General features: G+C 37.7%; 10 protein-coding genes. 8 read left to right on the forward strand and 2 right to left on the reverse strand.

Going from position 1 to position 9,488, the window contains the following annotated elements:
- The 7 genes from Q1A47_RS18840 to Q1A47_RS18870 form a co-directional block, all read left to right on the forward strand.
- On the forward strand, positions 1-438 hold a 438-nt coding region (locus tag Q1A47_RS18840), incomplete at its 5' end, for an ABC transporter ATP-binding protein (protein WP_299632689.1).
- A 442-nt stretch (positions 439-880) separates the two neighbouring features.
- On the forward strand, positions 881-2,053 hold the full coding sequence (locus Q1A47_RS18845; protein WP_166530482.1) for an alanine racemase: 1,173 nt from the start codon (positions 881-883) through the stop codon (positions 2,051-2,053).
- Positions 2,053-3,381 (forward strand): D-arabinono-1,4-lactone oxidase, encoded by a 1,329-nt coding sequence (locus tag Q1A47_RS18850; RefSeq protein WP_166530481.1) that lies wholly within the window; start codon positions 2,053-2,055, stop codon positions 3,379-3,381. Before Q1A47_RS18845 ends, Q1A47_RS18850 begins: the two co-directional genes overlap by 1 nt.
- A gap of 93 nt (positions 3,382-3,474) precedes the next feature.
- A complete protein-coding gene (locus tag Q1A47_RS18855; RefSeq protein WP_166530480.1) occupies positions 3,475-3,906 on the forward strand; it encodes a hypothetical protein in 432 nt (143 codons plus the stop codon).
- A gap of 65 nt (positions 3,907-3,971) precedes the next feature.
- Positions 3,972-4,601 carry a lysozyme family protein gene (locus Q1A47_RS18860; RefSeq protein ID WP_166530479.1) on the forward strand — a complete coding sequence of 210 codons (630 nt, stop codon included), beginning with the start codon at positions 3,972-3,974 and terminating at the stop codon, positions 4,599-4,601.
- A gap of 154 nt (positions 4,602-4,755) precedes the next feature.
- Complete coding sequence (locus Q1A47_RS18865) at positions 4,756-5,136, forward strand: RidA family protein (protein WP_166530478.1); 381 nt, start codon at positions 4,756-4,758, stop codon at positions 5,134-5,136.
- Positions 5,137-5,148: 12 nt separating this feature from the next.
- Complete coding sequence (locus tag Q1A47_RS18870; RefSeq protein ID WP_166530477.1) at positions 5,149-6,318, forward strand: iron-containing alcohol dehydrogenase; 1,170 nt, start codon at positions 5,149-5,151, stop codon at positions 6,316-6,318.
- A gap of 68 nt (positions 6,319-6,386) precedes the next feature.
- Here the strand turns inward: Q1A47_RS18870 and Q1A47_RS18875 are convergent, their stop codons facing one another.
- Together Q1A47_RS18875 and Q1A47_RS18880 are read right to left on the reverse strand one after the other, a co-directional pair.
- Positions 6,387-6,632 (reverse strand): DUF1450 domain-containing protein, encoded by a 246-nt coding sequence (locus Q1A47_RS18875; protein ID WP_026682256.1) that lies wholly within the window; start codon positions 6,630-6,632, stop codon positions 6,387-6,389.
- Between the two features lie 163 nt (positions 6,633-6,795).
- Positions 6,796-8,049 carry an MFS transporter gene (locus Q1A47_RS18880; protein WP_034679416.1) on the reverse strand — a complete coding sequence of 418 codons (1,254 nt, stop codon included), beginning with the start codon at positions 8,047-8,049 and terminating at the stop codon, positions 6,796-6,798.
- 261 nt (positions 8,050-8,310) lie between these two features.
- Between Q1A47_RS18880 and Q1A47_RS18885 the strand changes: the two genes are divergently transcribed.
- Positions 8,311-9,240 carry a DUF1002 domain-containing protein gene (locus Q1A47_RS18885; RefSeq protein WP_026682254.1) on the forward strand — a complete coding sequence of 310 codons (930 nt, stop codon included), beginning with the start codon at positions 8,311-8,313 and terminating at the stop codon, positions 9,238-9,240.
- Positions 9,241-9,488: the final 248 nt, after the last annotated feature.

Below are 9,488 nucleotides of genomic sequence, written 5' to 3' on the forward strand. Positions count from 1 at the left end.
GCACTTGCCGTAGAGCCAGAATTAATTATTGCCGATGAGCCCATTTCGGCACTGGATGTTTCTATTCAAGCACAGGTTGTCAATCTATTGAAAAAGCTACAGCGTGATCAAGGGCTAACGTATCTGTTTATTGCCCATGATTTATCGATGGTAAAATATATTAGTGATCGAATTGGCGTTATGTATTTTGGGAATATGGTGGAGCTAGCAGACAGTGAAGAGCTCTATAATAATCCGATTCATCCGTATACGAAATCATTGTTATCCGCTATTCCACTGCCAGATCCGAATTATGAACGAGGTCGTCAGCGTACAGCATATGATCCATCCGTTCATGATAAAAGTGAAGAACCAGAGTTTCGTGAAGTGAAACCTGGACATTGGGTGCGCTGTACGACAAAAGAATTAGAGCAGTATAGGAAAGATTTAGGGCTATAAATATTTGGAAGAAAAGCCTTTTATATAATAAGCTATGTGAAAGCAGTGCTGTTTGGTGGCTGCTTACGAAAAGGGAGTATATTCCATTGATATGACAGTTTTTGGAGATAGTCCGATATAGGAATTCTGCTATCAATTGATAGCAGAATTTTTTTGGTTTTTGTCTAGAAAATTACATATGGATGAATATGGGCGTGTTGAGTCACGTCCAGCTCCAGCGCCCAGAAACTAGGCGACTTCACGAATCGTACTAATCTAAGTCATCACCGAATCGCTAGTACACCGTTCACTCCAGTCGCTTGGTTTCTAATCGGGCGCTTGCGCTTTTTATTCTTCCAGATAATGTGGGTTTTATCCCTGGATTACTGCCAAAGTTGTTAGTTTATTATTAGCTTGCACTTTAGTTTTCATTAAAGGATACTAGAATAAAGGTGGTGATGTCATGTTCACAAAAGAGCTACTCGAGCGGGAGCCACATCCTGGTTTGGTGCTTGATCTAGCTGCGTTAGATAAAAACTGCGATATAATTTCTGAAAAGTCAAATAACAAAAAGGTGAGGATTGCTACGAAATCGATCCGTTCGATTCCAGTCATCGAGAGAATATTAGCGAATAGTTCCGTATTTCAAGGATTAATGTGTTTTAGTCCAAAAGAAGCATTATTTCTGTATGAATATGGTTTTCGTGATATTTTACTAGGCTATCCGGTTTGGGATGCTTCCCTGCTTGCAAAAATTGCAAAGATTAATAAATCGGGTGGGAAAATTATTTGTATGGTAGATCAGCGTGAACAGATTGCGTTTTTACAATCCATTGCTAAACAGTATGATGGACTCATTTATACCTGTCTTGATATCGATATGAGTACTAATTTCTTTGGCTTTCATTTTGGCGTCCGTCGTTCGCCATTACGTGATGTAACGAGTGTAATAGAGATAGCACATGTTATTTCCAAACAATCCCATCTAAAGTTGACTGGTGTGATGGGTTATGAAGCGCAGCTTGCTGGTGTGCCTGATCAACTACCCAAGCAATGGGTATTGAACAAAGCTGTAACAGTATTAAAGAAAAAATCAGTGGCAAAGATAGCCGATAGAAGAAAGGCGATAATCAATGCTTTAACAAATGAAGGATTCTCTCTTGAAATTGTCAATGGGGGTGGGACAGGTAGTTTGGTAACAACTTCTAACGAAAGAGTTGTAACAGAGGTAACCGTTGGATCTGGTTTTTATGCACCATTGTTATTTGATTATTATAAGCAGCCGATCGGAACGAATCCTTCTCTTTTCTTTACATTACCGATTGTACGGCAACCTGAACAACAAATCTATACTTGTTTAGGAGGGGGATATGTGGCTTCCGGAAGCCCAGGGGTGGATAAGTTACCGCAACCAGTTTTTCCTGAGGGTAGCAAACTCATTTCGGTCGAGGGTACGGGTGAGGTGCAGACACCTGTGTTTATTCCAGTACCAATGCATTTAGGGGATTATGTTGTTTTTCGTGCTGCTAAAGCTGGTGAAATATGTGAACGATTTACGAATATAGCTTGTATAACAAATGGAAAAGTTGTGGACCATTATAAAACATATCGTGGAGAAGGGATGTGCTTCTTTTAATGAAGGAAACTAGAGAATGGAAAAATTGGTCTGAAACTGCTCATTGTAAGCCTAGAGAAGTGTTATTTCCAACATCAGCAGAAGAGGTATGTGACTATGTAAATATGGCAAGAAAGGAACAACGGCGGATACGAGTTGTTGGAGCAGGGCATTCATTTACCGAAATTGCTGTCAGTGAAGATTACTTAATGTCATTAGACCATTTAACTGGAGTGACGCATTTAGATAAGGAATTGAACACGGCTACTATCCTTGCAGGTACACGCCTTCATGAATTGTCAAAGCAATTAGCAGCTGAGGGCTATTCTCAGGAAAACTTAGGAGATATTAACGTGCAGAGTATCGCAGGAGCAATATCTACAGGTACACATGGCACCGGAATTAAATTTGGTAATTTAGCTACACAGGTGTTGAGCTTCACGCTTGTAACTGCAAAAGGAGAAACTCTAACTATAGCAAAAGAGCAAGATGAAACGTTATTTCATGCAGGGGTCATTTCCTTAGGTTTGTTGGGTGTTATCGTAGAAATTACCATTAGCGTGATACCTGCACCTACTTACAAACTTACGAGCAGTAAATATAAGTTTAGAGACTTATTAGAACAATTACCTACATTAATAGAGCAAAATCGTCATTTTGAATGCTTTTTATTTCCTTACTCTGATCTCGTCCAAATAAAGACAATGAACCTCTCAGAACAAGCTCCCCAGTCCTTACGAAAGCATCGAATGGAAGCATTAATAGTAGAGAATCACCTATTTAAGCTTCTATCAGAAACCGTTAGACTATTCCCTTCCACAAGTCGATCGATCAGTCGATTATCAGCAAAGGCAATTGGTTCATCAACTATTCATGGAAAAAGCTTTGATTTATTTGCAACGGAACGACGAGTGCGATTTCGTGAAATGGAGTACAGTATTCCTCTAGAAAACGTAAAAGTAGCTCTAATTGCGATACGTGAAAAAATAGAAACTGCCAGATATCAGGTTCATTTTCCAATTGAGGTAAGAATGGTCAAACAAGATCAGTTTTGGCTCAGTCCTGCTTATAAGCGTAATTCTGCATATATCGCTTTTCATATGTATAAGGGGATGCCCTATGAGAATTATTTCGGTGATATGGAAAAGCTACTTCAAAATTATCAAGGGAGACCACATTGGGGGAAAATGCATAAGCTGAATCTCTCAAAATTGAAGGCGCTTTACCCGAAGTTGGATGAATTTCTAAATATTAGAAAGCAGCTAGATCCTACTGGTCTTTTTTTAAATGATTATGTTGTCGATTTATTTGCGTTGCAAACAATGGGCGATGAAGCTAGTATCTTTTGATCTAGTAATAGATTTGTTAATATAACTAAAGTAAGGTAATCTAGGAATAGAGTTTTTGATCAAGCATGTAATGGGATAAAGGAGAAGCTGGAGATGAAATTATCAAAGCTTGCCGTAATAGGTCTTGTAGCTGGTGTTATGCTTGGTGGAATATTAAAACTGATACAAATTACAACCTCTAAGCAAGTTTATACACTCTTATTAAATATAGATTCCATTCCTATTATAAAGGAATGGAATCTAAATGAGCTAGAAGAGTTTTCCCTGCATCTAATCGTATCTATTATTCTCGTTCCAATCTTATATGTTGTGTTGAACAAGTTTGGTCGACAAAATCAACTGATAGCTTATGTAATATCTGGTAGCATGATTGGATTGCTATTATATACAACAACAGTAATGTCATCCCGTACCCCTGATATAACGGATGGGATGGCATTTTTCTACTGGATGATCAGTCATATGATGTTTGGAGCAATTGCTGAAGCATTTGTGATTTTAGGAAAGAAAAACAGTAAAGAATGAAGCATGTTTGACAATGAAGGTAAGATATAGTTATTTAAAGATCGTATATAAAGGAATAGATGCATATGAAACGCAATAAGAAAATAAAAACAGCTATAAAACGAACCATCTTCCTAGCTTTTCTACTGTTCTCCCTATTTATTGGAATTTCGCTATTAGCTTATCAAGAACAGGCAGAAAATTCATCACCTACTTCCTCCTCTCCGATCATTAGTGAGGAAGTTAAAGCGTATCGGCCAGTTGTTGAAAAATATGCGAAACAGTATGATGTGTCGCAACATATTGATACATTATTAGCAATGATGATGCAGGAATCTGGCGGAAGAGGAGATGACCCTATGCAATCATCCGAAAGCTATTGTGGTGAACGTGGGTGTATCCAAGATCCAGAGCTCTCTATTAAACAGGGAGTCTATTATTTTTCACAAACATTAAAAGAGGCAAACGGAGATTTGCTTGTAGCAGTTCAATCCTATAATTTTGGAAAAGGGTTTATTAATTATATGAAGAAGCATTCCGATCAATTTTCTCAAGAAGCTGCCATCACATTTTCTCAGGAAATGTATGCAAATGATCCGGATAAGGAGAAGTACCGATGTCTTCGCGATGGAGCTGAAGAATTAGGAGCTTGCTATGGAGATATTTATTATGTGAAATCAGTTATGGCATATAAAGACAAATTAGCAGAAGAGTAGAATCGAACATGTTATGATGATAAAGTAAAACTTCAATTAGTTAGTGGTTTGTTTATCCCCTACTTATCCATATTGGCTTCACTTTATTGCTTAAAGTGGGAGTATTACTGCCAGTTATATGCGGGGTGAAAAGAAATAAAAGGAGGAATGTAACATGGTGAAGGCGATTCATACCGAACAAGCACCAGCTGCACTAGGACCGTATTCGCAAGCAATTGAAGCAGGTGATTTCCTTTATGTGTCTGGACAAATAGGAATTGACCCGGTCAGCGGCAACGTTGTTAATGGAATTGAGGGTCAAACAAAACAAGTTTTAGAAAATATTAAAGCAATTTTACAGGAAGCAGGCACGGATTTTTCTAAAGCAGTAAAATTTACGATTTACTTAAAATCGATGACAGACTTTGCAACAATCAACGAGATTTACGGTAGTTACCTTACAGAACCCTATCCTGCAAGAGCTACGATTGAGGTAAGTAAATTACCTAAAGATGTACTCGTTGAAATGGATGTTATTGTATATACGAAAGCATAGGAGGTTAAAACAGTGGAGAACTTCACATACCATAATCCGACAAAATTAATCTTTGGAAAAGGCCAATTGGATAAACTTCCTGAAGAGATACAGCCGTATGGAAAAAAGGTACTTATCGTTTATGGCGGCGGAAGTATAAAGCGTAACGGCATTTATGATAATGTTTTAACTAAGCTAAATGAGTTTCACGCAGAAGTATATGAATTAGCAGGGGTAGAACCTAATCCGCGAATCTCTACTGTACGTAAAGGGGTAGCGATTTGTAAAAAAGAAGGCATCGATTTTCTTTTAGCTATTGGGGGCGGAAGTACGATTGATTGTACTAAAGCAATTGCTGCAGGTGCAAAAACAGATGTAGATATGTGGGACATTGTGACGAAGAAGGAGCAAGCGCTTGATGCACTTCCATTCGGTACCATCCTAACCTTAGCAGCTACCGGTTCTGAAATGAATCGTGGTTCTGTTATTACCAATTGGGAAACGAATGAAAAGCATGGGTGGGGTTCTCCATATACAAATCCAATATTTTCCATCCTTGATCCAACGCACACGTTCTCAGTTCCGAGAAATCAAACCATTTACGGTATCGTAGATATGATGTCACATGTGTTGGAACATTATTTCCACCAAACAGGGAATACGCCAATACAAGACCGTTTCTGCGAATCTATCTTACTTACGGTAATAGAAACAGCACCAAAGCTATTAAATGATTTAACAAATTATGAGTTCCGTGAGACGATCATGTTAAGCGGTACATTAGCATTGAATGATATGCTAAGCATGGGGTTTCGAGGTGACTGGGCAACACATAACATAGAGCACGCAGTATCCGCAGTACATGACATCCCTCATGGTGGTGGGTTAGCAATATTATTCCCTAATTGGATGAAGCATGTACTGGACGAAACAAACGAAGCGCGTTTTAAACAACTAGCTATTCGTGTGTTTGCGGTAGACCCTACAGATAAAACAGATCGTGACATCGCCTTAGAGGGGATTGAAAGGTTACGCGCTTTTTGGAGTGGAATTGGTGCGCCTTCTAGCCTAGCCGATTATTCGATTGATGCAAGCTCTGTAGAAGAAATGGCTGAGAAAACAGTCATTGCTAAGCCCAGATACGGCAACTTTAAGGAATTAACCAAACAAGATTCGATTGAAATTTTCCAAGCAAGTCTTTAAGTAGTTAATTATAACAAATAATGACATATTTCCCGGGAAATGATTAAATAAAAAGAAGAACTGGCCGCTTATTCATACACAGCCAGTTCTTCTTTTATTACTGCTCTAATTTTGTCTAAACACTCTTCAGGTGTGTTTCCGAAAATGCGTTTATTGTTCACGAGTGCATAAGGTTTAACTCTACAAAGCCCGCAAAAAGATAAACATTCATTCATGAGTACAGCTACCTCAGGAAATTCCTTCTCAAGAATCTCTTCTATATTAATGGAAGTGATTGCATTTCCGTCACAGACCTCTACTACGACTATTCCCACTGCTATCACTTTCTTTCTATTTGATACTAGTCCCTTCAAAGGAAGGGGCTCTGTTAGTTTTAGCATATTCTAACAGATAAATCAATTTCTTTAGCCTAACATGGGATTAGGAGCACAGATTTTCCTAATTCTATCATGACATATATTTACGAAACTTATTTCGTTATGATCTGTGTGTAGACAGTGAATGAGAATCGTTTTGGCTATACTCATATTTAAACCAGCATACAAGCATGATAACACCGCTCAGAAGTAATAATGCACTTGTTACCACGAAGACTGCAGAAAAACCAAAAAACCCTGCCAGAGCACCCCCAAGTGCTGGACCGATAATATTCCCCAAAAAACGGAGGCTTGTGTTATAACCAAGTACTTCTCCTTGCATAGAAAGGGGAGCTTTTTGGCGAATATACGCGATACGTAAAGGGATAATCCCACCGATGGATATTCCAAGTAAAAACCTTAATATTACGAGTTGCCAAATCGACGTAACAAAGGCACCGGGAAGATATACAATGCCTGCCATAAATAACAGAAAGATAAGAACCTTTATATATCCAATTTTGTCACCAATTTTACCCCATTTTCTAGTCATTAATAAATTTCCAAGTCCAGCTGCTGAAAAGGCGATACCAGCAAACAATGCTATGTTTTCTGGGCCATGTATATCTGCAACAAATAATGATAAGATCGGTTGAATGCTAAAATGCGCGACTTGTACTAACGTTGAAATTAGCATAACAACAAGTAACACGGGTTGATTCACGATGTGTTGGATAACCTGTTTTCTTGTGTATGTGCGGTAATCATTCGCGTCATCCGAAAGCTTTGTTTTTACTTCTTTAACACCGAGTAAAACGATGATGCCAGAAATGAAAACAGTAACAGAAACCCACTTAAACGTGTTGGCATAACCAAAAGTATCAGCAAGTGTTCCGCCAAGTAAAGGTCCCATAAGCGTTCCGGTAATGCTTCCTGTTTGCAGCGTACCTAATACTCTTCCGGCAATATGTTTTGGAGTCTGTGTGGAAATAAAGGCTTGCGACATCGGAATAAATCCAGTTGCTACTCCCATAAATAAACGGAGTAAAAATAGCTGCCATACGGAAGTGGCAAATCCCATTAATAAAATGGAGATACCAATTCCAACCGCGGAGAAAATTAAAATCTTCTTTCTACCATATTTGTCTCCAATCCTGCCCCAGATCGGAGAAAAAATAAATGCCGTTACAAAGGTTATTGCAAATATCCATCCTGACCAATTCTGTACATATGAATCTGAGAAATTCCCCATTGTTTCAATATATAAAGAAATAAATGGAAGTACCATTGTCATACTTCCGGCAATAAAAAAGTTAGCAAACCACATGATTGCTAAGTTTCGCTTTACTATAGGATGATTATCAATGATGGTCATGCCCTTCTTTCCTAATTATTTCGTTACCCTAAATATATAGGAGATGCTACATAAAGAAAAATAATTTGCTTACTAGTTAAGTCTTCATTAATATATGACTAAAATCTATATAGTAGTTGTAGACGTATTATCTACATCGCAAGCCTTATTTTTTATAAGAATGATACCCATATTATTTGAAAACAGGTATAATGGGTGCATAATGTTATTTGGAAATAAATAAATATAGGATAAATTAGTACACATAAAAGGAGAACAAAAATGTTAAAACGTCAATTAAAAAAATTTTTAATAGGGATGCTGATTGTTGGACTAGTACTTGGAATAAGTTTGCCTGTACAAGCGGACAATGGAGCTAGTGATACAGAAAGTATAAATGAAAAGTTAGGCTCACCAATCGTTGTTTATGGGGCTCAATTAAATAAGAATCAGCGAACCGAGGTTCGAAAATTATTAAACATCAAAGAGGCAGATAATGTAGAAGAATTTGATGTCTCCGGGCAAGATGGTGCCAAATATATTAATGGTGATCCAAATTCGAACATGTATTCCAGTGCAAAAATTACCCGTCAGGAAGAAGGAAACGGCTTAACAATTAATATTGTTACTCCAGATAACATTACAGAAGTTACGAAAGAAATGTATGCGAACGCCCTGCTGACCGCGGGAGTAGAAAATGCTACTGTGGACGTTGCTTCACCTGTTAAAGTTAGTGGACATTCTGCATTAACGGGTATATATAAGGCTTATGATGTTAAAGGAGAGCAACTAGATAAAGAACGTATGGAGCTAGCAAACGACGAATTGGATGTCGCTACAGACCTCGCAAAAAAAGAAGGCATGAGTCAGGAAAAGGTTAGTGAATTACTAACCGAAATTAAACAGACAATTGCTGAACAAAACCCTGCTACGAAAGAGGATGTTGAGCGTATTGTACAAGAACAGCTTGACAAGCTAGAGATATCTCTTAGTGAAGCAGATAAGCAAATGCTGATTGATTTATTTGAAAAGATGCGAGACTTAAATATTGATTTTGATAAAGTTAAAAATCAATTAGAAGATATTGCATCGACGATTAAGGATAAGGCAAATGAGCTTGGGTTGGACGAGGGATTTTGGGAGAAAGTAGCAAACTTCTTTAGTGAATTATTCCAAGCATTGAGCAACTTTTTTAAAGGATTATTTAATTAACGAATAGCCAAAAACATAGATCTTCCCTCAAGCTGTCGAGAAATTTTTCTCGGCAGTTTTTATTTCTTTTAAAAGGGGATATCATTCCAGTTGATAAGACAAACAGGTATTATTTTCTGCCAATAAAAATGGTTTGTTTCTCTATAAGCTACGATCTAGTTAAAAAAGAGGTTTTTTTATAAGTTAAGAAAGTATAAAATCAGTGCAATGACTGCGTTAAGCCAAGTAGTTATTTTGAAATGTTTGAT

This window comes from uncultured Virgibacillus sp., from assembly GCF_947495635.1.
Classification (GTDB): Bacteria; Bacillota; Bacilli; order Bacillales; family Amphibacillaceae; genus Virgibacillus; species Virgibacillus salarius.

What these genes read in the sequence shown, in the direction of transcription:
- Q1A47_RS18865 (WP_166530478.1), top strand. Translation starts at nt 4,756, where the DNA reads ATGGTGAAGGCGATTCATACCGAACAAGCACCAGCTGCACTAGGACCG.
- Q1A47_RS18855 (WP_166530480.1), top strand. Translation starts at nt 3,475, where the DNA reads ATGAAATTATCAAAGCTTGCCGTAATAGGTCTTGTAGCTGGTGTTATG.
- Q1A47_RS18845 (WP_166530482.1), top strand. Translation starts at nt 881, where the DNA reads ATGTTCACAAAAGAGCTACTCGAGCGGGAGCCACATCCTGGTTTGGTG.
- Q1A47_RS18850 (WP_166530481.1), top strand. Translation starts at nt 2,053, where the DNA reads ATGAAGGAAACTAGAGAATGGAAAAATTGGTCTGAAACTGCTCATTGT.
- Q1A47_RS18860 (WP_166530479.1), top strand. Translation starts at nt 3,972, where the DNA reads ATGAAACGCAATAAGAAAATAAAAACAGCTATAAAACGAACCATCTTC.
- Q1A47_RS18880 (WP_034679416.1), bottom strand. Translation starts at nt 8,049, where the DNA reads ATGACCATCATTGATAATCATCCTATAGTAAAGCGAAACTTAGCAATC.
- Q1A47_RS18885 (WP_026682254.1), top strand. Translation starts at nt 8,311, where the DNA reads ATGTTAAAACGTCAATTAAAAAAATTTTTAATAGGGATGCTGATTGTT.